Source organism: Streptomyces sp. NPDC102467, from assembly GCF_044765445.1.
GTDB lineage: Bacteria > Actinomycetota > Actinomycetes > Streptomycetales > Streptomycetaceae > Streptomyces.
The window spans coordinates 173,839-196,253 of record NZ_JBIWKA010000017.1; the positions used below are offsets into that span (position 1 = coordinate 173,839).

Consider the following 22,415-nt stretch of genomic DNA (forward strand, 5'->3'; position numbering starts at 1 on the left):
CAGGGACGTAGTACGTATGTGAGGGGGGCGCGGCGGCCGTCAGTCGCCGTACAGCTCCGGGCGCCGGTCCCCGAAGACGTCGTTGTGTTCGCCGAGCCGCTTGTCGCGGGCCGTCGCGAGGTCGCAGGGGGCGAGCAGCAGGGCCGGGCCCTCGGTCGGGGTGTGCCCGGCGAGCGGGAAGCCGTCCGGGTCGACGACGACCGAGCCGCCGGTCCAGGCGACGCCGCGTTCGTCGCCGGCCCGGTCGCAGGCGGCGATGTACATCCGGTTGACGGCGGCGTCGGCCTGGACGCGGACGACCTCGCCGGGGCGTTCGCCGGCCGGGCGCGGGAAGAGCGGCCAGTTGACGGGGGCACACAGCAGCTCGGCGCCGGCCAGCGCGGCGATCCTGACCCACTCGGGGAACTCGACGTCGTAGCAGACCATGACGCCGATCCGGCCGACGCCCTCGATCTCGACGACGGGCGGCTCGGCGTCGCCGGGTACGAAGAAGTCCTTCTCCGTGCCGAAGAGGTGGGCCTTGCGGTAGACCGCGCGGACGGCGCCCGCCGGGTCGATCAGCACCGCCGAGTTCCGCACCCGCCCCTCGTCGTCCAGCTCGGCGAGGCCCGCCACCAGCGTCACCCCGTGCCGGCGGGCGGCCGCGGACCAGGCGGTGACGGTCGGCCCGGTCACCGGCTCGGCGAGGGCGCGGGCCTCGGCGGCGTCCGCGAACACGTAGCCGCTGTTGGCGAGCTCGGGCAGCACGACGACGCGCGCCCCCGCGGCCGCGGCGGCCGCGATGGCCTCCTGGGCGGCGGCGAGGTTCCCGGCGACGTCTCCCACGCCGAGGGCGAGCTGCGCACAGGCCACGGTCGTCGTCACGCTTCAGCACCTTCCGGTTCGGCCTGGGCCGTCATGTCGTACGCGGTCCAGGATGCAGCTGAAAGCTAGCCGCGAGCGAACCGGCGCTTCGATCGCCCTCAAGGCGAATCACCCCGGCTGCCCTGGACATCACGTACACACCCCGTCCGCCACACTGGACACATGGCGCTGCTCATCTCCGACCTGGTCGACCGCCCCGAACTGCATCTTTCCGTCGCCGCGTGCCCCGAGCACCTGGACCGCCCGGTGCTCGCCGCGCACGTGTCGGAGCTGGTGCGGCCCGGCGCCTGGCTGCAGGGCGGTGAACTCCTCATGACGATCGGGCTGCTGCTGCCGATGGACGTGGCGGCCTGTCGTGCGTACGTCGACGACGTCACGGCCGCCGGGGCGCACGCGCTGGCGCTCGGGCTCGGCCACGACCTGCCGTACCAGGAGGCGCCCGAGCCGCTGGTGACGGCGGCGCGGGAGGCGGGCCTGCCGCTGCTCACGGTCGGCCGGCAGGTGCCGTTCATCGCGGTCACCAAGGCGGTGTTCGCGGCGCAGGCCGCCGAGCAGCGGGCCGCCGTGGAGCGCGCCTTCGAGACGCAGCGCCGACTGACGGCGGCCGCCGCGGCGGGCGGCGGCCTCACCCCGACCCTGGACGCGTGGACGTCGGCCACCGGCGTACGCGCCCAGGTCACCGACCCGCTGGGCCGGACCGTCGCCGCCGGCTCGGACGGCGTACGGGAACCGGACGCGGCGGCCGCCGAGCTGCTGCGCCGGGTCGCGGTGGGCGGACTGCGCTCCAGCGCGGTCGCGCCTGGCCTTGAGGTGCAGCCGCTGGGCGCGCGCCGGCTGCGCGGCATGCTGGTCCTCGCGGGCGACCCGGGCCCGGACGCCCGCCTGCTGATCTCCGGCCTGGTCTCGCTGCTCTCCCTGGAACTGGAGCGCCGCCACCTCGCCGACGAACCGGAGCGCCGCCGCAGGGCCGGACTCCTCGGCCGCCTCCTCGACCCGTCGGCCACCGCCGAGCAGGCCGCCGACGTGCTGGCCGGGGCGGGGCTCGCGGCGGACGCGGTGCGCGGCGTCGTGGTGGCGGCGGCGGACGACGAGGACGCCCGCGAGATCGCCGCGGACCTGGCCCTCGCGGTGCCGGGCGGGCTGACCAGGACCCGCGGCACGCTCGTCGAGGCGGTGGTCGGCGAGGGCCTCGACCCGGACGCGGCCCTCGCCCACTTCGCCCCCGGCCGCCCGGCCGGTATCGGCGCACCGGTACCGCCAGGAGCGGCCCGCACCTCGCTCAAGGAGGCGGGGGGCCTGCTCGAACTCAGCCGCACGGCCGGCCATCCGGTGCGCGCCCGCCACGACCACTCCAGTGCGCTCCTGCTCGACCTCGGCGACCGCACCGCGCTCACGGGGTACGCGGACGCGCTGCTCGGCTCCCTCGACTCGGCGGATCCCACCGGCGCGCTCTCCCTGACCCTGGCCACCTGGCTGGACAGCGGCAGTTCCTGGGACGAGACGGCCCGCCGCCTCGGGCTGCACCGGCACACCGTCCGCAACCGCCTCGACAAGGTCGCGCGGGTGACCGGCCGCCGCCTCGACGACGGCGACGACCGCTTCGACCTGTGGCTCGCGTTGCGGGCCCGGCGGGCGGCGCGACGGGGCTGACCGGTTCATACTTCGGTCCACCTTGCGGAACCGATCAACGCCGCGCGGCGGCGCTGGGCACAATGGACTCATGCCGATACCCGGGATCCCCAGCGACAGTCCGACCCGTGCCGCCCTGACCGAGCACCTCGTCCGTACCCGCATCGCGGGCGATGTGGCCACTCCTCGCGAGAACAACCTCTCCCACTACCGCAAGCTCGCGAACGGCGACCGGCACTACTGGCTGGGCCTGGAACTCGGCGACCGCTGGACCGACGAGCAGGACGTGCTCGCCGTGATGGCCGAGCGCTGCGGCGTCGTCGACGACCCGGAGCACCGGTACGGCCAGGACACGATCGACCCGGAGCTGACGGTCGACGCCCTGGAGCGGATGGCGGCCCGGCTGAGCAAGGCGGCCGAGGACCGGCAGCGGGTGCTCGTGGCCACCGGTCACCCGGGCGGCCTCCTCGACGTGCACCGCGCGACGGCGACGGCGCTGCGCGCCGCGGGCTGCGAGATCGTGGTGATCCCCGAGGGGCTGGCCACCGAGGAGGGCATGGTCTTCCAGTTCGCCGACGTGGCGATGCTGGAGCGCGGGGCGACGCTGTGGCACACGCACTCCCCCGACCCGATGACGGCGATCCTCGACGGCATGGAGCGCGCGGGGCGCCCGCTGCCCGACCTGATCGTCGCCGACCACGGCTGGGCGGGCTGCGCGGCCCAGCGCGGCCTCGACTCCGTCGGTTACGCGGACTCCAACGACCCGGCGCTGTTCGTCGGCGAGGCGGAAGGCACGATGCAGGTCACCGTGCCGCTGGACGACCATGTGACGAGCCCACGCCATTACGATCCCCTGACGGCCTATCTGCTGGCCGCGGCGGGGTTGTTGGACTAGCCCGCCTTCGCCGTGGGGGGTGTGTCTCTTCGCGGCTGACCCGCCGTCGTGGCTGGTCGCGCCCTGCGGCGGAGCCGCTGATCGATACAGCCCCGCGCCCCTGAAATGCGCGCTGCGTGCGCCAGTTCATGGGGCTGCGGCGAAGCCGCATGCTCCAGGGGCGCGGGGAACTGCGCGAGAAGCCCCACCGGGCCGCGGTCGCGAACGCACGACAGGCACCTACGGCGAGGCGGCGCCTACCACGGGCTCAACCCCTCCTCGCGGCGCTGGGCGAACCCGGGCGTGGGGTCCAGGTACACCCTGCGCACCGCGGGGAACCGCTCCTGCAACCGCCGCGCCGCGTCCTCGCAGGCCCACTCGATCTGCGCGGCGGTGGACGCGTCCCGGAAGTCCACCTTGGCCGCGACGAGCGCCTCTCGGGGTCCCTGGACCAGCGTGGTCAGTTCGAGCACGGCCTCGACGTGCTCACCTTCCAGCAGGATCGACCTGATCTCCGCCCGGATGGGCTTGGGCAACGGCCGCCCCACGAGCAGCTGCGCGTTGGAGCGGCCCAGCACCCACGCGACCCAGAGCAGCAGCACGCCGATGCACAGCGAAGCGATCCCGTCCCACACCCCCGACCCGGTGAGCTGCCCGCCGAGCAGCCCGCCCGCGGCGAGCAGGAGACCGGCGAGCGCGGCGCTGTCCTCCAGGACGACGGCTTTCACGGCGGTGTCGGGCGTGTACCTCAGATACGTACGGAAAGGCGTCCGGAAGCGGGCGGCCTCGCCCCGCGCCTGCTTGACCGCGGTGCGCAGCGAGAACCCCTCCAGGAGGAAGGCGACCGCGAGGACGATGTACGACACCAGGGGGTTGCCCAGGTCCTCACCGGCGACCAGGGTGTGGATGCCGTCGTACAGGGAGAAGACGGCGCCGCCGACGAACGTGGCGACGGCGGCGAGCAGCGCCCATACGTAGCGTTCGCCGCCGTATCCGAGCGGATGCTCCTCGTCGGCGGGCTTCTCGCTGCGCTTCAGGGCGGTGAGGAGCAGCAGTTCGGTGACGGTGTCGGCGAACGAGTGCGCCGCCTCGGAGAGCATCGCGCTGGAGCCGCTGATGACGCCGGCGACCGCTTTGGCTAGTGCGATCCCCAGGTTCGCCGCAGCGGCGACGATCACGGTGAAGACGCTCTCCCCGCCGGTCGCTTCCTCGTTCTCCGCGCCCGCACCCTCATCCCGTGCATCCATGTACGGGACGCTATGTCCGATCAGCGCGGAACGCGAACGACGCCTTCCTGGATGACGGTGATCGCGAGCTGTCCGTCCCGGGTGTAGATGCGGGCCTGGCCGAGCCCGCGGCCGCCGGACGCGGACGGCGACTCCTGGTCGTACAGCAGCCATTCATCGGCGCGGAACGGCCGGTGGAACCACATCGCGTGGTCGAGGGACGCGCCCACCACGTCGCCGACGGCCCAGCCGCCGCGCCCGTGCGCGAGCAGCACGGAGTCGAGGAGGGTCATGTCGGAGACGTAGGTGGCCAGGCAGACGTGCAGCAGGTGTTCGGCGCCGTCGGTGGATCCGTCGAGTTTGCCGTTGGTGCGGAACCAGACCTGGGAGCGCGGCGGCTGCGGCTCGCCCACGAAGGCGAACGGCGGCGCGTCCACGTACCGCAGGTCGACGGCCTCGCGTGCCTCCAGGAGACGGTCGACGACACCGGGGTCGACGAACGCGTCGGCGTAGCGCGGCAGCATCTCGGCCGCGGTCGGCAGGGTCTCCGGGTCGGGCGCGGCCGGCATCGTGGCCTGGTGGTCGAGCCCGTCCTCGTACGTCTGGAAGGACGCGGAGAGGTGGAAGATCGGCTGTCCGTGCTGGATGGCGACGACGCGGCGTGTGGTGAAGGAGCGGCCGTCGCGGATCCGGTCGACGGTGTAGACGATGGGCGCGCCCGGGTCCCCCGCGACGAGGAAGTACGCGTGCAGGGAGTGGGCGAACCGGTCCGCCGGGACCGTGCGCCCGGCGGCGACGAGGGCCTGTGCGGCCACCTGTCCGCCGAAGACGCGCGGGACCACGGCGGACCGGGACTGGCCACGGAAGACGTCCTGCTCGATCCGCTCCAGGTCGAGCAGATCGAGCAGGGACTCAAGTGCCTGATTCATACCGGTAGTTGTACTCAGCCAGTCGTACTCGGTGTGCGGGTCGGCCGGTTTACAGGCCCATGTTCTTCGCGATGATCATCTTCATGACCTCGCTGGTGCCGCCGTAGATGCGGTTGACCCGGTTGTCCGCGTAGAGGCGGGCGATCGGGTACTCGTTCATGAAGCCGTAGCCGCCGTGCAGCTGGAGGCAGCGGTCGATGACGCGGTGGGCGACCTCGGTGCAGAACAGCTTCGCGGACGCGGCCTCGGCGGCCGTCAGCTCACCGGCGTCGAGGGCCTCCAGGGCACGGTCGGCGACGGCCTCGGCGGCGTCCACCTCGGCCTGGCAGGCGGCCAGCTCGAACTTGGTGTTCTGGAAGGACGCGACGGGCTTGCCGAAGACGGCGCGCTCCTGGACGTACTCCTTGGCGAACCGGACGGCGGCCTTGGCCTGCGCGTACGCGCCGTAGGCGATGCCCCAGCGCTCGGATGCGAGGTTCGTGCCGAGGTAGCCGAAGCCCTTGTTCTCCTCGCCGAGCAGGTCCTCGACGGGCACCTTCACGTCGACGAACGCCAGCTCGGCGGTGTCGGACGTGCGCAGGCCGAGCTTGTCGAGCTTGCGGCCGATGGAGTAGCCGTCGGACTTGGTGTCGACGGCGAAGAGGGAGATGCCGAAGCGGCGGTCCTCGGCGCTCGGCGCGGAGGTGCGGGCGCAGACGATGACGCGGTCGGCGTGCACGCCGCCGGTGATGAACGTCTTGGAGCCGTTGAGCACGTAGTGCGTGCCGTCGTCGGAGAGCTTGGCGGTGGTCTTCATGCCCGCGACGTCGGAGCCGGTGCCCGGCTCGGTCATCGCCAGGGCCCACATCTCCTCGCCGGAGACGAAGTTCGGCAGGTAGCGCTTCTTCTGCTCGTCGGTGGCGAGCATCTTGATGTACGGCAGGGCGAGCAGCACGTGCACACCGGAGCCGCCGAAGGAGACACCGGCGCGGGCGGTCTCCTCGTACTGGATGGCCTCGAACTTGTGGGTGTCCAGGCCGGCGCCGTCGTAGTCCTCGGGCACGTTGATGCCGAACAGGCCGAGCTCCGCCATCTTGGCGTACAGCTCGCGCGGCACGATGCCCTGCTGGAACCACTCGTCGTAGTGCGGGACGACCTCGGCCTCGATGAAGGCGCGCAGGGTCTCCCGGAACGCCTCGTGGTCCTCATTGAAAACGGTACGGCGCACGGAGAACTCTCCCTCTACAAACGAGTCTGCGGACTACGATCAAACGACTAAGCGCTTGCTCAGAGTCACGTTACCCGCCAGTTACGAGAGCGTCCAGAGATGCACGTCACTCGGGGGACGCGCTGTGGGACGCACTATGAGGCGGCTGCCGCGAACGCCCCCCGCGCCAGCTTGTGCAGCATCCCGGAGGTCGCCGCCCGGCCGGGCAGGGAGCCGGGGCGGCTCAGGTGCGGCGTCGAGTTCAGCAGGCCGAAGACGGCGTGCACGGCCACGCGCGCGTGCGGCTCCGCGAGCTCGGGATAGACCTTCGTCACGGACTCCACCCACAGCTCCACGTACTGGCGCTGCAACTGCCGCACCAGCTTGCGGTCGCTGTCACGCAGCCGGTCCAGCTCCCGGTCGTGCAGCGTGATCAGGTCGCGGTCGTCGAGCGCGAAGTCGATGTGCCCCTCGATCAGCGAGTCGAGCAGCACCTCGGGCCCGTCCTGCGCCTCCGCGATCCGCCGCTTCCCGCCGGTCAGCAGCTGCCCGCTGATCCCGACGAGCAGTTCGGCGAGCATCGCGTCCTTGCCCGCGAAGTGCCGGTACAGACCGGGGCCGCTGATGCCGACCGCGGCGCCTATCTCATCGACTCCGACACCGTGGAACCCGCGCTCGGCGAAGAGCCGCGCGGCTTCTCTCAGGATCTGCTCACGACGGGTGGGGGCGTCGGTTCTGGTGGCCATGGAACCAATTCTAGACAGGGAGGTTAGCGACCGTTAACCTAACCGCAATACGTTAACGCTCATTAACGTCAGTGGACTCGGAAACGTCAGTGAGCCCGGACGTCAGTGGACTCGGAAACGTCGGTTGACGCTCAGGACTGGGTGAGGAGACCGCAGGATGCACGAGGCACCGGAGCTGACGAGCGCGGCAGACCCCGCGTCGGAGGCCTGGCGGGCCAATGAGGCGGCCCACCGCGCGCTCGGCGAGGAGCTGCGCGGAAAGCTCGCCGCGGCACGGCTCGGCGGCGGCGAGAAGGCCCGCGCGCGGCACACCGCGCGCGGCAAGCTGCTGCCGCGCGACCGCGTGGACACGCTCCTCGACCCGGGCTCCCCCTTCCTGGAGCTGGCACCGCTGGCGGCGGACGGCATGTACGAGGGGCAGGCGCCGGCCGCGGGGGTGATCGCCGGGATCGGCCGGGTCGCGGGCCACGAGTGCGTGATCGTCGCGAACGACGCGACGGTCAAGGGCGGCACGTACTACCCGATGACGGTGAAGAAGCACCTGCGCGCACAGGAGGTGGCCCTGGAGAACCGGCTGCCGTGCGTCTACTTGGTGGACTCCGGCGGTGCGTTCCTGCCGATGCAGGACGAGGTGTTCCCGGACCGCGAGCACTTCGGCCGGATCTTCTACAACCAGGCGCGCATGTCGGGCGCGGGCATCCCGCAGATCGCGGCGGTGCTCGGCTCGTGCACGGCGGGCGGCGCGTACGTCCCGGCGATGAGCGACGAGGCCGTGATCGTGCGCAATCAGGGCACGATCTTCCTGGGCGGCCCGCCGCTGGTGAAGGCGGCCACCGGTGAGGTGGTGACCGCCGAGGAGCTGGGCGGCGGCGAGGTGCACTCCCGCGTCTCCGGCGTCACGGACCACCTCGCGGAGGACGACGCGCACGCCCTGCGCATCGTGCGGACCATCGTGTCCACGCTGCCGGAGCGCGGACCGCTGCCGTGGTCGGTGAAGGCGGCCGTGGAGCCGAAGGTCGACCCCGCGGGTCTGTACGGCGCGGTGCCGGTCGACTCGCGGACCCCCTACGACGTACGGGAAGTCATCGCGCGGGTCGTGGACGGCTCGCAGTTCGCCGAGTTCAAGTCCGAGTTCGGGCAGACGCTGGTCACGGGGTTCGCGCGGATCCACGGGCATCAGGTCGGCATCGTCGCGAACAACGGCATCCTGTTCGCCGAGTCCGCCCAGAAGGGCGCCCACTTCATCGAGCTGTGCGACCAGCGCGGTATCCCGCTGCTGTTCCTGCAGAACATCTCGGGTTTCATGGTGGGCCGGGACTACGAGGCGGGCGGGATCGCCAAGCACGGCGCCAAGATGGTCACGGCGGTGGCCTGCACGCGCGTGCCGAAGCTGACCGTCGTCATCGGGGGCTCGTACGGGGCGGGCAACTACTCGATGTGCGGCCGCGCCTATTCGCCGCGCTTCCTTTGGATGTGGCCCGGCGCCAAGATCTCCGTGATGGGCGGCGAGCAGGCCGCGTCCGTCCTCGCGACCGTCAAGCGCGACCAGTTGGAGGCGCGCGGCGAGTCCTGGGCGGCCGACGACGAGGAGTCGTTCAAGGCGCCGATCCGCACCCAGTACGAGACCCAGGGCAACGCCTACTACGCGACGGCCCGCCTCTGGGACGACGGGGTGATCGACCCGATGGAGACCCGTCAGGTCCTGGGCCTCGCCCTGACCGCCTGTGCCAACGCGCCGCTGCCGGAGAAGTCCGGTGGCTTCGGCGTCTTCCGGATGTGATGGCTGTGACGACTGTGACGTCTACGACCACGATGACCAGGAGCACGACGTTGTTCGAGACGGTACTTGTGGCCAATCGCGGCGAGATCGCCGTCCGCGTCATCCGTACGCTGCGCGAGCTCGGCATCCGCTCGGTGGCCGTCTACAGCGACGCGGACGCGGACGCTCGGCATGTGCGCGAGGCCGACGAGGCGGTGCGCATCGGGCCGCCCCCGGCCGCCGAGAGCTATCTGTCCGCGGAGCGCCTGATCGAGGCGGCGACCAGGACGGGCGCGCAGGCGGTGCACCCGGGGTACGGCTTCCTGGCGGAGAACGCGGGGTTCGCGCGGGCCTGCGAGGAGGCGGGCCTCGTCTTCATCGGCCCGGCCGCCGACGCCATCGCCCTGATGGGCGACAAGATCCGCGCCAAGGAGACGGTGGCGGCGGCAGGCGTACCGGTGGTACCGGGCGGCCGCGACCCCGAACTGGCCGACGCTGCCCGGGAGTTGGGCGCCCCCGTTCTGCTCAAGCCGTCGGCGGGCGGCGGCGGCAAGGGCATGCGCCTGGTCCGCGACCTGAGCACCCTCGATGACGAGATCGCGGCCGCACGCCGCGAGGCACGCGCCTCCTTCGGCGACGACACGCTCCTCGTCGAGCGGTGGATCGACCGGCCCCGGCACATCGAGATCCAGATTTTGGCGGACGCCCACGGGAACGTGGTGCACCTGGGCGAGCGCGAATGCTCCCTGCAGCGCCGCCACCAGAAGATCGTCGAGGAGGCGCCCAGCGTCCTGCTCGACGAGGCGACGCGCGCGGCGATGGGCGCAGCGGCCGTGGAGGCGGCGCGCAGTTGCGGCTACCGGGGCGCGGGCACGGTGGAGTTCATCGTGCCGGGCGGCGACCCGTCCGCGTACTGCTTCATGGAGATGAACACGCGCCTCCAGGTCGAGCACCCGGTGACCGAGCTGATCACCGGCCTCGACCTGGTGGAGTGGCAGGTCCGGGTCGCGGCGGGCGAGCGGCTCCCCTTCGCCCAGGACGACATCACGCTCACCGGGCACGCGGTGGAGGCCCGCCTGTGCGCCGAGACCGTGTCCGTCAAAGAGGGGTCTCGCGGCTTCCTCCCCTCCGGCGGCACGATCCTCGCGCTGAGCGAGCCGAGCGGCGACGGGGTACGCACCGACTCGGGGCTCAGCGAGGGCACGGAGGTCTCCTCCCTCTACGACCCGATGCTGGCGAAGGTCATCGCGTACGGCCCCGACCGGGCCACGGCGCTGCGCAGGCTGCGGGCCGCGCTGGCCCGGACGGTGACGCTGGGCGTGCCGACGAACGCGGGGTTCCTGCGCCGCCTGCTGGCCCATCCGGACGTCGTGGCGGGCGAGTTCGACACCGGGCTCGTGGAGCGCGCGATGGACGGCCTCGTCGACTCCGAGGTCCCGGCGGCCGTGTACGCGGCGGCGGGCGCGCTGCGCCAGGAGCGGCTCGCGCCGTCCCCGGCCGGGGCCTGGACGGACCCGTTCGCGCGCCCCGACGGCTGGCGGCTCGGCGGCGAACCCGCCTGGACCGTGCACCACGTGAAGGTGCCGGGCCACGATCCGGTCGAGGTACGGGTGCGCGGCGCCGAGATCCTGGTCGACGGCGCCCCGACCGAACCCGCCCGGCTCACGGCCGTCGCCGGCGACTGGCTGGGCCGCGACGGGGACGCCTGGCACGTGCAGGACCACGACCCGGTGGCGGCGAGCCTGACCGGCGCCGCGGCCGGCGGCGCGGGCTCACTGACCGCACCGATGCCCGGCACGGTGACGGTGGTGAAGGTGGCGGTCGGCGACGAAGTGGCGGCCGGGCAGAGCCTGTTGGTCGTGGAGGCCATGAAGATGGAGCACGTCATCGCGTCCCCGCACGCGGGCGTGGTGACGGAGCTGGACGTCGCCCCGGGCGCGACGGTGGCGATGGACCAGGTGCTGGCGGTGGTCGAGCCCTCAGACGCCGAGCAAGAGAGCGCCCCGCCAGGGGCGCGGGGAACGGCGCGACCAGCCACGACGCCATCGCACTCGCCAACGAACCGAACCATCAACGGCGAGGAGGCGACGTCATGACCCCCTCCCTCCCCATGGTGGCCCCCGCCCAGAACCTGCCAAAAAAGATCCGCATCCACGAGGTGGGCGCAAGAGACGGCCTCCAGAACGAGAAATCCACGGTCCCCACGGAGGTGAAGGCGGAGTTCATCCACCGCCTCGCCGAAGCCGGCCTCACCACGATCGAGGCCACCAGCTTCGTCCACCCCAAGTGGGTGCCCCAACTGGCGGACGCGGAGGCCCTGTTCCCCGCTCTCCAGGACCTCGACGGGGTCCACCTCCCCGTCCTCGTACCGAACGAGCGGGGCCTGACCAGAGCCCTCTCGCTCGGCGCGAGCCGCATCGCCGTGTTCGCCAGCGCGACCGAGTCCTTCGCGAAGGCCAATCTGAACCGGACGGTGGCCGAATCGCTCGCCCTGTTCGAGCCGGTCGTGGCCCGTGCCAAGGAGAGCGGCGCGCACGTGCGCGGCTACCTCTCGATGTGCTTCGGCGACCCCTGGGAGGGCGCGGTCCCGGTCCCCCAGGTCGTCTCGGCGGCCAGAGCCCTCATGGACATGGGCTGCGACGAGCTGAGCCTCGGCGACACGATCGGCGTGGCCACGCCCGGCCACGTACAGAAGCTGCTCGCGGAGCTGAACAGGGCGGGCGTGCCGACGGACGTCGTCGGCGTGCACTTCCACGACACCTACGGACAGGCGCTCGCCAACACCCTGGCGGCGCTGCAGCACGGCGTGACGACGGTGGACGCGTCCGCGGGCGGCCTCGGCGGCTGCCCGTACGCGAAGAGCGCCACCGGCAATCTCGCCACCGAAGACCTCGTCTGGATGCTCGAAGGACTCGGCATCGAGACCGGGGTCGATCTCGGCCGTCTCAGCGCCACCAGCGCGTGGATGGCCGACCGGTTGGGCCGACCCAGCCCTTCCCGCACCGTCCGCGCCCTGACGCACCAGGAGCAGTGAGTACACGATGGACCACCGTCTGAGCCCCGAACTCGAGGAACTCCGCCGCACGGTCGAGGCGTTCGCCCACGATGTCGTCGCCCCGAAGATCGGCGACTTCTACGAGCGGCACGAGTTCCCGTACGAGATCGTCCGTGAGATGGGCCGCATGGGCCTGTTCGGTCTGCCCTTCCCCGAGGAGTACGGCGGGATGGGCGGCGACTACTTCGCGCTCGGCATCGCCCTGGAGGAGCTGGCCCGCGTCGACTCGTCCGTGGCGATCACGCTGGAGGCGGGTGTCTCGCTGGGCGCCATGCCGCTGCACCTGTTCGGCACCGAGGAGCAGAAGCGGCAGTGGCTGCCGAAGCTGTGCTCGGGCGAGGTCCTCGGCGCGTTCGGGCTCACCGAGCCGGACGGCGGTTCGGACGCGGGCGGCACCCGGACGACGGCCGTCCGGGACGGCGACGACTGGGTGATCAACGGATCGAAGTGCTTCATCACCAACTCCGGTACGGACATCACGGGCCTGGTCACGGTCACCGCCGTCACCGGGCGCAAGCCGGACGGCCGGCCGCTGATCTCCGCGATCATCGTGCCGTCGGGGACACCGGGCTTCACGGTCGCGGCGCCGTACTCGAAGGTCGGGTGGAACGCGTCGGACACGCGTGAGCTGTCGTTCTCCGATGTCCGCGTCCCGGCTGCGAACCTCCTCGGCGAGGAGGGCCGGGGGTACGCACAGTTCCTGCGCATCCTCGACGAGGGCCGCGTCGCGATCTCCGCGCTCGCCACCGGGCTCGCCCAGGGCTGTGTGGACGAGTCCCTGAAGTACGCCGGGGAGCGGCACGCCTTCGGGAAGCCGATCGGGTCGAACCAGGCCATCCAGTTCAAGATCGCCGATATGGAGATGCGGGCGCACATGGCCCGCGTCGGCTGGTACGACGCGGCCTCGCGCCTGGTCGCCGGGGAGCCGTTCAAGAAGGAGGCGGCGATCGCGAAGCTCTACTCCTCGACGGTGGCCGTGGACAACGCGCGGGAGGCGACGCAGATCCACGGCGGATACGGCTTCATGAACGAGTACCCCGTGGCCCGGATGTGGCGGGACTCCAAGATCCTGGAGATCGGGGAGGGTACGAGCGAGGTGCAGCGGATGCTGATCGCAAGGGAACTGGGCCTGACTCCCTAGATAGCCCCTGCGGCGTTTGAGCAGCGGGGTCCGGGGCGGAGCCCCGTGGCGTGCAGCACAACATCCCCCGCCCCCTGGACATGCCAGGAACTTAGGTTAACCTTCCCTCAGTTCCAAGAACCAGCCAGCGCCGGTCCGGCACGTCCGAAAGCAGCTCGTCATGCCCATCGCCCAGCTGTCCCGCCCCACCCGCCGCGGCGTACTCGCCATCGGAGGCGCCCTCGGCCTCGGTGTCGCGCTCGCCGCGTGCGGCAACGACGACGGTTCCAAAGACAGTGACGCGGGCTCCACGACGAAGGGCAAGTCCGGCCCCTGGTCGTTCAAGGACGACCGCGGCACCACGGTGAAGCTGGACAAGGTCCCGGCGAACATCGCGGCGTTCACCGGCGTCGGCGCCGCCCTCTGGGACTACGGCGTCCAGGTCAAGGCGGTCTTCGGGCCGACGACGACCAAGGGCGGCAAGCCGGACGTCCAGGCCGGCGACATGGACGTGTCCAAGGTCACGGTCCTCGGCAACGCCTGGGGCCAGTTCAACATCGAGAAGTACGCGGGCCTCGCGCCCGACGTGCTGATCACCACGACGTTCGACGACGCGGGCACCCTGTGGTCGGTCCCCGAGGAGTCCAAGGACAAGATCGCGAAGCTCGCCCCGAGCGTCGCGATCTCGGTCTTCGACCGCCAGCTGACCCAGCCCCTTGAGCGGATGTACGCGCTGGCCGCCTCGCTCGGCGCCGACCTGAAGGCCGACAAGGTCGTCACGGCGAAGAAGCGCTTCGAGGACGCCGCCGCCCGGCTGCGCAAGGCCGCCAAGGCCCACCCGGACATCAAGGTCCTGGCGGGCAGCGCGAGCCAGGACATCTTCTACGTCTCCGGCACGAACCTCTCCATCGACCTGGAGTACTTCAAGGCGCTCGGCGTGAACTTCGTCGAGCCCACGGAGGCCGCGAAGAAGTCGTCCGGCGGCTGGTTCGAGAACCTGAGCTGGGAGAACGTCGACAAGCACAAGGCCGACATCATCATGATGGACGACCGCAGCCAGACCATTCAGCCGGCCGACATCGACGAGCCGACCTGGAAGCAGCTGCCCGCTGTCAAGGCCGGCCAGGTCATCCCGCGCTCCCCCGAGCCGATCCTGTCCTACGACAAGTGCGCCCCGCTCCTGGAGAACCTGGCCAAGGCCATCGAGACGGCGAAGAAGGTGTCCTGATCCCATGACTGTGACGGTCGAAGCCCCCGCTGTAACCCCTTTCCGATTCTTCGATCTGCGAGTGGTCCGCACTCGGCGGCTCGGCCCGTCACTGCTCCGGGTCATCTTCACGGGAGACGAGCTCGCCGCCTTCAACGGCGGCGGCCGCGACCAGTCCCTCTCCCTCTTCCTGCCGCACCCCGGCCAGGACGCCCCCGTCCTGCCGCCCGCCGAGCCGGGCGACGACGGCCGCGCCTGGCACGCCGCGTACCGGGCGATCCCGGACCACGAGCGCGCGATCATGCGCTCGTACACGCTGAGCGGTCAGCGCCGCGGGCCGGGCGGGACCGTCGAGGAAGTCTCCATCGACTTCGTCCTGCACAACGACGACCCGGCCGCGGCCGGACCCGCCTGCCGCTGGGCGGAGGCCGCCGCGCCCGGTGACCAGGTCGTCGTGCTCGGCCCGGCGATCGCCGACAACGCGGCCGTGCGCTGCCAACCGCCGCACGACTTCGACCACATCCTCATGTGGGGCGACGAGACGGCCCTGCCCGCGGCGCTCGGCGTGCTCGCCTGGCTTCCGGCGTACGCGTCGGCTCACGTGTGGCTGGAAGTCCCGCACCGCGACGACATCCAGCCCATCGTGACGCTCGCCGATGTCACCGTGACGTGGCTGGTGCGCGACGAGGACGGCCCCTCGGCCCTCGAAGCCCTGCGGAACACCCCGCTGCCCGACGCCGCACGCCCGTACGCCTGGCTGGCGGGCGAGTCCGGGACCATGAAGGAGCTGCGGCGCCATCTCGTGCGCGAGCGCGGCTACGACAAGCGGGCGGTGACGTTCGTCGGGTACTGGCGGCGCGGCCTGAGCGAGGACGCGCTGCGGGCGCAGCCGGCGGCACAACCGGCCGCCACGTAACGGCAATCCAGCCACTTCAGGGCAATCCAGTCACATGCATGGGGCGGGGTCGCGGGCTCAACTTAGGTTAGGCTAACCTAAGAATGAGTACGCGACCCCGCCCTTTTTCCTGCCCCACCCGGGAACACCCTCATCCCCACCCGGAGGAACCGTTCATGCGCTCGCACCTGCTCAATGACACGACCGCGGAGCTGTACCGCAGTTCCGTGACCGAGGGAATCGAGCGGGTGGCGGCCAAACTCGCCACCACCGCACGGCCGTTCACGGGTGTCACCCCGGACGCCCTCTCCCCCACCATCGACGCCGTCGACCTGGACAAGCCGCTCCACGACACCATCGCCGTCCTCGACGAGCTGGAGGACGTCTACCTCCGCGACGCCGTCTACTTCCACCACCCCCGCTACCTCGCCCACCTCAACTGCCCGGTCGTCATCCCGGCCGTGCTCGGCGAGGCCATCCTGTCCGCGGTCAACTCCTCCCTCGACACCTGGGACCAGTCCGCGGGCGGCACGCTCATCGAGCGCAAGCTCATCGACTGGACGACCGCGCGGATCGGCCTCGGCCCCGCCGCCGACGGCGTGTTCACCTCCGGCGGCTCGCAGTCCAACCTCCAGGCGCTGCTCCTCGCCCGCCAGGAAGCCAAGTCGGAGTCGCTCGCGAAACTGCGTATCTTCGCCTCCGAGGTCAGCCACTTCAGCGTCAAGAAGTCCGCGACGCTGCTCGGCCTGGACGAGCACGCGGTCGTCACCATCCCGGTCGACAGGGAAAAGCGCATGCAGACCGTGGCGCTCGCCAACGAGCTGGAGCGCTGCCGCCGCGACGGCCTCGTCCCCATGGCCGTCGTCGCCACCTCCGGCACCACCGACTTCGGGTCCATCGACCCGCTGCCGGAGATCGCCGAGCTGTGCGCCCAGTACGACACGTGGATGCACGTCGACGCCGCGTACGGCTGCGGGCTGCTCGTGTCGACGAAGAACCGCGACCGGCTCGACGGCATCGAGCGGGCCGACTCCGTCACCGTCGACTACCACAAGTCCTTCTTCCAGCCGGTGAGTTCGAGCGCCGTGCTGGTCAGGGACGGCGCCACCCTCGGGCACGCGACCTACCACGCGGAGTACCTCAACCCGCGCCGGACCGTCGCCGAGCGCATCCCCAACCAGGTCGACAAGTCCCTGCAGACCACGCGCCGCTTCGACGCCCTCAAGCTGTGGATGACGCTGCGCGTGATGGGCGCCGACGGCATCGGCGACCTCTTCGACGAGGTCTGCGACCTGGCGCACGAGGGCTGGCGGCTGCTCGCCGCCGACCCGCGCTTCGACGTCGTCGTGGAGCCGAGCCTGTCCACGCTCGTCTACCGCTACATCCCGCCGGACGTCAGCGACCCGGCCGAGATCGACCGCGCCAACCTCCACGCCCGCAAAGCCCTGTTCGCCTCCGGTGACGCCGTCGTCGCGGGCACCAAGGTGGGCGACCGCCAGTACCTGAAGTTCACCCTGCTCAACCCCGAGACGACGCTCGACGACATCTCGGCCGTCCTCGACCTCATCGCCGGCCACGCCGAGCAGTACCTGGGAGACACCCTTGACCGCGCTTCCTGAGTCCCGTGACCGTCACGATTTCATCGGGATCGGGCTCGGCCCGTTCAACCTCGGCCTCGCCTGCCTGACCGAGCCGATAACCGAGCTGAACGGCGTCTTCCTGGAGTCCAAGCCGGACTTCGAGTGGCACTCGGGCATGTTCCTCGAAGGCGCCCACCTGCAGACCCCGTTCATGTCGGACCTGGTGACCCTCGCCGACCCGACCTCCCCGTACTCCTTCCTCAACTACCTCAAAGAGTCGGGGCGGTTGTACTCGTTCTACATCCGCGAGAACTTCTATCCGCTGCGCGTCGAGTACAACGACTACTGCCGCTGGGCCGCCGCGAAACTCTCCTCGATCCGGTTCAACACGACCGTCACCGAGGTGACGTACGACGAGGGCGACGGCCTCTACACGGCCACCACCGAGGACGGCACCACCTACCGCGCCCCGCACCTGGTCCTCGGCACCGGCACCCCGCCGAACATCCCCGAGTCCGTGCAGGGCCTGGGCGGCGACTACCTGCACAACTCCCGCTACGTGCAGCACAAGCAGAAGCTCCAGCAGAAGAAGTCGATCACCCTGATCGGCAGCGGGCAGTCCGCCGCCGAGATCTACTACGACCTGCTCGGCGAGATCGACGTCCACGGCTACCAGCTCAACTGGGTCACGCGCTCGCCCCGCTTCTTCCCGCTGGAGTACACCAAGCTCACGCTGGAGATGACGTCCCCGGACTACATCGACTACTTCCACGCGCTGCCGGAAGGCACCCGGTACTCGCTCGAAGAGCGGCAGAAGGGCCTGTTCAAGGGCATCGACGGGGAGCTCGTCAACGCTATCTTCGACCTGCTCTACCAGAAGAAGCTCGGCGGTCCCGTGCCGACGCGTCTGCTCACCAACTCGGCGCTCAGCAACGCGAGTTACGAGAACGGCACGTACACCCTCGGCCTGCACCAGGAGGAGCAGGACAAGGCGTACGAGGTGCAGACCGAGGGCCTGATCCTGGCCACCGGCTACAAGTACCAGGCACCCGCCTTCCTGGAGCCGGTCAAGGACCGCATCCGGCTCGACGGCCGGGGCCGCTTCGACGTCGCCCGCAACTACGCGATCGACACGACCGGGCGCGGCATCTTCCTGCAGAACGCGGGCGTGCACACGCACTCGATCACCAGCCCCGACCTGGGCATGGGCGCCTACCGCAACAGTTACATCATCGGCGAGCTGCTCGGCACCGAGTACTACCACGTCGAGAAGACCATCGCCTTCCAGGAGTTCGCCGTATGACCTTCGAAATACGCACCCTCGATCCCCTGCGGGACGCCGAGCTCGTCCATGGCTGGGTCACCCACCCCAAGGCCGCGTTCTGGCTCATGGGCGATGCCCAACTCCCAGACGTGGAACGCGAGTACATGGGGATCGCCGCCGCCGAGCACCACGACGCCTTCATAGGCGAGCGGGACGGCGTGCCCGCCTTCCTGATGGAGCGCTACGACCCGCGGTACGTCGAGCTCGTCGGCCTGTACGAGCCCGAGCCGGGCGACATCGGCATGCACTTCCTCGTCGCGCCCACCGACACCCCCGAGCACGGCTTCACCCGCGCCGTGATCACCGCGGTGATGGAGCACCTGTTCGCCGACCCGGCGGTCAGCAGGGTCGTCGTCGAGCCCGACGTGAGCAACAAGGCGGTGCACGCGCTCAACGAGGTCGTCGGTTTCGTACCGGACCGGGAGATCGACAAGCCGGAGAAGAAGGCGCTGCTCAGCTTCTGCACGCGCGCCCAGTTCGAAGCCGCGACCGCACGGGCGAAGGGGGGCCGGGCATGACGCTCGCCGACACCGTCTCCCACCTCTCCCCCGAGCGCTGGGCGCAGGCGAACCGCCTCCTCATCCGCAAGGCGCTCGCCGAGTTCAGCCACGAGCGGCTGCTCACGCCCGAGCCCCTGGAGGGTGACGACGGCCAGTACGTCGTCCGCAGCGACGACGGCAACACCCGCTACCGGTTCAGCGCCCGCCGACTGCGCCTGGACCACTGGCAGGTGGCCGCCGACTCGATCGTCCGGGAACGCGACGGCTCCGAACTCCCGCTGAACGCACTGGAGTTCTTCACCGAGCTGAAGGGCGCCCTCGGGCTGACCGACGCGATCCTGCCGGTCTACCTGGAGGAGATCTCCTCCACCCTCTCGGGCACCTGCTTCAAGCTGACCAAGCCCGACGTGACGTCCGCCGAGCTCGCCGCGACCGGTTCCTTCCAGGACATCGAGACGGGCATGACCGAGGGCCACCCGTGCTTCGTCGCGAACAACGGGCGGCTCGGCTTCGGCATCCACGAGTACCTCTCTTACGCGCCCGAGACCGCGAGCCCCGTACGCCTGATCTGGCTGGCCGCGACGCGTGAGCGGGCGGCCTTCACGGCGGGCGTCGGCGTCGACTACGAGTCGCTGCTCCGCGCGGAACTGGGCGGGGAGACCGTCGCCCGGTTCGACACGACGCTGCGCGAGCAGGGCCTCGACCCGGCCGACTACCTGCTCATCCCGGTCCACCCGTGGCAGTGGTGGAACAAGCTGTCCGTCACCTTCGCCGCCGAGGTCGCCCAGCGGCACCTGGTCTGCCTGGGCGAGGGCGACGACGAGTACCTGGCGCAGCAGTCGATCCGTACGTTCTTCAACTCGACGTCCCCGTCGAAGCACTACGTGAAGACGGCCCTTTCGGTCATCAACATGGGCTTCATGCGCGGCCTCTCGGCGGCGTACATGGAGGCGACGCCGGCGATCAACGACTGGCTGGCCGGGCTCATCGAGAACGACGAGGTGCTGAAGGGCACGGGCCTGACGATCATCCGCGAGTGCGCGGCCGTCGGCTACCGGCACCTGGAGTACGAGGCGGCCACCGACCGCTACTCGCCGTACCGCAAGATGCTGGCGGCCCTGTGGCGCGAGTCGCCGGTGCCGTCCCTCGGCGAGGGCGAGCGCCTGGCCACGATGGCGTCGCTGCTGCACGTGGACCGCGCGGGGCGCTCCTTCGCCGGGGCCCTGATCGAGCGCTCCGGCCTGACGCCGCGCGCGTGGCTGAAGCCGTACCTGAAGGCGTACCTGACGCCGCTCCTGCACAGCTTCTACGCCTATGACCTGGTGTTCATGCCGCACGGCGAGAACGTCATCCTGGTCCTGGACGAGCGCGGCGTGGTCCAGCGGACGATCTTCAAGGACATCGCCGAGGAGATCGCGGTGATGGACACGGACGCGGTGCTGCCGCCGAAGGTGGACCGGATCCGGGCGCAGGTCCCCGACGACATGAAGCTCCTGTCGGTCTTCACGGACGTCTTCGACTGCTTCTTCCGCTTCCTCGCGGCGAACCTGGTCGAGGACGGCGTCCTGGACGAGTCCACGTTCTGGGCGGCGGTGGCCGACTGCGTGCGCGACTACCAGGAGTCGGCGCCCCACCTGGCCGACAAGTTCGACCGGTTCGACATGTTCGCCCCGAGCTTCGCGCTGTCCGCCCTCAACCGGCTCCAGCTGCGCAACAACGAGCAGATGGTCGACCTGGCGGACCCGTCGGGCGCGCTGCAACTGGTCGGCGACCTGGAGAACCCGATCGCCGGATAGCGGCGGCGGGCAGAGACCGAAAGGGGCTCGGGAGACGGTCCTCCCGAGCCCCTTTCACACGTCGACCGTCAGCTGGTCCAGGGCACTTGGGGCGACTTGTAGTAGCCGATGCCGAGCGCGTCCCAGCGGGGCGCCTGCGCGGCGAGCCGCACCTTGTACGTGTCCCAGTCGTGCGTGGCCGCGGGCGACCAGCCGAGTTCGGCGACACCGGGCAGCCGCGGGAAGGCCATGTACTCGATGTTCGCGGAGGTCGACAGGGTCTCCGACCACAGGGGCGCCTCGACGCCCCGTACGGACGAACTGGGCGCTCCCGGAAGGTAGTTGCCCGGGTCCCAGTCGTAGGAGCGCTGCACTTCCACGTAGCCCGCCCAGGACAGGCCGAGCGGCGTGTCCTTGGTGTACTTCATGTCGAGGTACGTCCGGTCGGCGGGTGAGATGACGAGTCCGGTCCCGTTCTTCGCCGCCTCGGCGACCTGCGCCTTCTCCGCGGCGCTGGTCCCTTCCGTTCCCCAGTACTGTGCGAGCGCGCCCTTGGCCGGGGTGGCGCCGGTCAGCTGGTGCCAACCGACCACGGTCTTCCCGTACTTGGCGACGATCGGCTGCACCTTGTTCATGAAGGTGACGTAATCCGCCTGGCTGGTGGAGTGCGCCTCGTCACCGCCGATGTGCAGGTACTTGCCCGGCGTGATGGCGGCCAGCTCGCGCACCACGTCGTCGACGAAGTCGTACGTGATGTCCTTGTTGACGCACAGCGAACTGAAGCCGACCTCGGTGCCGGTGTAGAGCGGCGGCGCGACCCCGTCGCAGTTCAGGTCGGCGTAGGAGGCGAGGGCCGCGTTCGTGTGGCTCGGCATGTCGATCTCGGGCACGACCTCCAGGTAGCGCGAGGCCGCGTACCGGACGATGTCCTTGTACTGGGCTTTGGTGTAGTGCCCGCCCGCACCGCCGCCGACCTGCGTGGAGCCGCCGTACGTGGCGAGGTTCGGCCAGGAGTCGATGGCGATGCGCCACCCCTGGTCGTCGCTCAGGTGCAGATGCAGCTTGTTGATCTTATAGAGCGCCAACTCATCGATGTAGCGCTTGACTTGCTCGACGGTGAAGAAGTGCCGCGACACGTCGAGCATCGCGCTGCGGTAGCCGTAGCGCGGGCTGTCCTCGATGGTGCCGCCCGCGACGAGCCACGGCCCGGACTGCCTGCTGCTCGCCTCCACGGTGGCGGGCAGCTGCTGGCGCAGCGTCTGCACACCGTGGAAGAGCCCGGCGGCCTCGCGCGCGACGATGGTGACGGACCGGCCGGTGCTCGTCAGCCGGTACCCCTCGGCGCCAAGCCCCTTGTCCTTCTTGCTCAGTTCGAGCCGGATACCGTCACCGGAACCGGCGTGGTCGTCGGTGACGGGCAGCTTGTAGCCGGTGGAGGGGCGCAGCACGCCGGCGAGGTAGTCGCCGACGCGGCGCGCGTCACGGGAGCCGTCGTCGACCCGGATGCGGGTCTTCTCCGTGATCTTGTACGCGGATCCGCCCGCTGTCGCCTTCGCGGGTGCGGGGACGATCTGCCCGAGCGGCGTGGCGGCGGCCGGTGCGGAGGCGGCCGCGGGAACGGCGCCCAGGGCCCCGGCTCCGGCGGCGACGAGCAGCAGCGAGCCCAGCAGGGCCGTCCCCGACCTGGGACGCGGCTTGTGCTGCGGCATGTTCTGCGATCTGTTCTGCTTCCTCACGAACGGTCCC

General features: G+C 70.7%; 18 protein-coding genes. 12 read left to right on the forward strand and 6 right to left on the reverse strand.

Annotation, left to right across the window (positions count from 1 at the left end):
- Positions 1–39 precede the first annotated feature (39 nt).
- Positions 40–864, reverse strand: coding sequence for a nitrilase-related carbon-nitrogen hydrolase (locus ACIREE_RS32450; protein WP_404160179.1), 825 nt, complete (start codon positions 862–864; stop codon positions 40–42).
- Positions 865–1,026: 162 nt separating this feature from the next.
- Here ACIREE_RS32450 and ACIREE_RS32455 point away from each other — a divergent pair, with 162 nt between their 5' ends.
- Both ACIREE_RS32455 and ACIREE_RS32460 read left to right on the forward strand, forming a co-directional pair.
- Positions 1,027–2,514: a PucR family transcriptional regulator gene (locus ACIREE_RS32455; RefSeq protein WP_404160182.1), complete on the forward strand. Its 1,488-nt coding sequence runs from the start codon at positions 1,027–1,029 to the stop codon at positions 2,512–2,514.
- Between the two features lie 70 nt (positions 2,515–2,584).
- Positions 2,585–3,388 carry a phosphatase gene (locus tag ACIREE_RS32460; protein WP_404160185.1) on the forward strand — a complete coding sequence of 268 codons (804 nt, stop codon included), beginning with the start codon at positions 2,585–2,587 and terminating at the stop codon, positions 3,386–3,388.
- Positions 3,389–3,624: 236 nt separating this feature from the next.
- Here ACIREE_RS32460 and ACIREE_RS32465 read toward each other — a convergent pair whose 3' ends face one another.
- The 4 genes from ACIREE_RS32465 to ACIREE_RS32480 all read right to left on the reverse strand — a co-directional run bounded on the left by ACIREE_RS32465 (position 3,625) and on the right by ACIREE_RS32480 (position 7,454).
- Positions 3,625–4,614, reverse strand: coding sequence for a cation diffusion facilitator family transporter (locus tag ACIREE_RS32465; protein ID WP_404160187.1), 990 nt, complete (start codon positions 4,612–4,614; stop codon positions 3,625–3,627).
- A gap of 20 nt (positions 4,615–4,634) precedes the next feature.
- Positions 4,635–5,522, reverse strand: coding sequence for an acyl-CoA thioesterase (locus tag ACIREE_RS32470; RefSeq protein WP_404160190.1), 888 nt, complete (start codon positions 5,520–5,522; stop codon positions 4,635–4,637).
- Between the two features lie 49 nt (positions 5,523–5,571).
- Positions 5,572–6,729 carry an acyl-CoA dehydrogenase family protein gene (locus ACIREE_RS32475; protein ID WP_404160193.1) on the reverse strand — a complete coding sequence of 386 codons (1,158 nt, stop codon included), beginning with the start codon at positions 6,727–6,729 and terminating at the stop codon, positions 5,572–5,574.
- 134 nt (positions 6,730–6,863) lie between these two features.
- Complete coding sequence (locus ACIREE_RS32480; protein WP_404160196.1) at positions 6,864–7,454, reverse strand: TetR/AcrR family transcriptional regulator; 591 nt, start codon at positions 7,452–7,454, stop codon at positions 6,864–6,866.
- A gap of 157 nt (positions 7,455–7,611) precedes the next feature.
- Here ACIREE_RS32480 and ACIREE_RS32485 point away from each other — a divergent pair, with 157 nt between their 5' ends.
- The 10 genes from ACIREE_RS32485 to ACIREE_RS32530 all read left to right on the forward strand — a co-directional run bounded on the left by ACIREE_RS32485 (position 7,612) and on the right by ACIREE_RS32530 (position 20,690).
- A complete protein-coding gene (locus tag ACIREE_RS32485; protein ID WP_404160198.1) occupies positions 7,612–9,234 on the forward strand; it encodes a carboxyl transferase domain-containing protein in 1,623 nt (540 codons plus the stop codon).
- 50 nt (positions 9,235–9,284) lie between these two features.
- On the forward strand, positions 9,285–11,309 hold the full coding sequence (locus ACIREE_RS32490; protein WP_404160200.1) for a biotin carboxylase N-terminal domain-containing protein: 2,025 nt from the start codon (positions 9,285–9,287) through the stop codon (positions 11,307–11,309).
- Complete coding sequence (locus ACIREE_RS32495) at positions 11,306–12,247, forward strand: hydroxymethylglutaryl-CoA lyase (RefSeq protein ID WP_404160203.1); 942 nt, start codon at positions 11,306–11,308, stop codon at positions 12,245–12,247. Before ACIREE_RS32490 ends, ACIREE_RS32495 begins: the two co-directional genes overlap by 4 nt.
- A 7-nt stretch (positions 12,248–12,254) precedes the next feature.
- Entirely contained in the window at positions 12,255–13,409 is a 1,155-nt protein-coding gene (locus ACIREE_RS32500) for an acyl-CoA dehydrogenase family protein (RefSeq protein WP_404160205.1), read from the forward strand.
- Between the two features lie 160 nt (positions 13,410–13,569).
- The gene (locus tag ACIREE_RS32505) at positions 13,570–14,616 is read left to right on the forward strand and encodes an ABC transporter substrate-binding protein (protein ID WP_404160208.1); all 1,047 of its coding nucleotides are present in this window, start codon (positions 13,570–13,572) and stop codon (positions 14,614–14,616) included.
- Positions 14,617–14,620: 4 nt separating this feature from the next.
- Positions 14,621–15,511: a siderophore-interacting protein gene (locus ACIREE_RS32510; protein WP_404160211.1), complete on the forward strand. Its 891-nt coding sequence runs from the start codon at positions 14,621–14,623 to the stop codon at positions 15,509–15,511.
- A gap of 155 nt (positions 15,512–15,666) precedes the next feature.
- The gene (gene desA / locus ACIREE_RS32515; RefSeq protein ID WP_404160213.1) at positions 15,667–17,109 is read left to right on the forward strand and encodes a lysine decarboxylase DesA; all 1,443 of its coding nucleotides are present in this window, start codon (positions 15,667–15,669) and stop codon (positions 17,107–17,109) included.
- Complete coding sequence (locus ACIREE_RS32520; protein ID WP_404160216.1) at positions 17,093–18,373, forward strand: lysine N(6)-hydroxylase/L-ornithine N(5)-oxygenase family protein; 1,281 nt, start codon at positions 17,093–17,095, stop codon at positions 18,371–18,373. The genes desA and ACIREE_RS32520 overlap by 17 nt, the downstream gene beginning before the upstream one ends.
- Positions 18,370–18,912 (forward strand): GNAT family N-acetyltransferase, encoded by a 543-nt coding sequence (locus ACIREE_RS32525; protein ID WP_404160219.1) that lies wholly within the window; start codon positions 18,370–18,372, stop codon positions 18,910–18,912. The genes ACIREE_RS32520 and ACIREE_RS32525 overlap by 4 nt, the downstream gene beginning before the upstream one ends.
- Positions 18,909–20,690, forward strand: coding sequence for an IucA/IucC family protein (locus tag ACIREE_RS32530; RefSeq protein ID WP_404160221.1), 1,782 nt, complete (start codon positions 18,909–18,911; stop codon positions 20,688–20,690). The genes ACIREE_RS32525 and ACIREE_RS32530 overlap by 4 nt, the downstream gene beginning before the upstream one ends.
- 68 nt (positions 20,691–20,758) lie before the next feature.
- Here ACIREE_RS32530 and ACIREE_RS32535 read toward each other — a convergent pair whose 3' ends face one another.
- Positions 20,759–22,378 (reverse strand): beta-N-acetylhexosaminidase, encoded by a 1,620-nt coding sequence (locus tag ACIREE_RS32535; protein ID WP_404160339.1) that lies wholly within the window; start codon positions 22,376–22,378, stop codon positions 20,759–20,761.
- Positions 22,379–22,415 lie beyond the last annotated feature (37 nt).